At 57.3% G+C, this 279-nt stretch carries 1 protein-coding gene; it reads right to left on the bottom strand.

Annotated features, from left to right (window positions below; genetic code table 11):
• On the bottom strand, window positions 1–279 hold a 279-nt coding region (locus ACSV5T_RS09795), incomplete at both ends, for a hypothetical protein (RefSeq protein WP_438320983.1).

Here is a 279-nt window from a genome sequence, read left to right as displayed (position 1 = left end):
GTGGAGGACGACCGAACATCTCTTCATGAATCATCCGGTACACTTCGCGTGCGCCGTGCGGGAACGGGTCCGTCAAATGGAACGTCCGTTTTAAACCGACCGGGGCATGGGCGAGATAAGCGGTCGCCTCGACGACATAATCGTACGGGACGAGGTTCACTTCGATATTCTGTCGTCCAACGTAAGGCAGCGGGGCGGCTTGGCGGAGTTGGTCCATCAGCTTCAAGACGAAGTAGACCCCGTCAAACTTTTTCGTCTCGCCGGTCTCGCTATGGCCGA

Origin of the sequence: Veillonella sp. ZSJB6 (assembly GCF_051549505.1) — a bacterium.
Classification (GTDB): Bacteria; Bacillota; Negativicutes; order Veillonellales; family Veillonellaceae; genus Veillonella.
The sequence above is the reverse complement of the archived record's forward strand: the minus strand, read 5'-3'. Positions and strand labels throughout refer to the sequence as shown.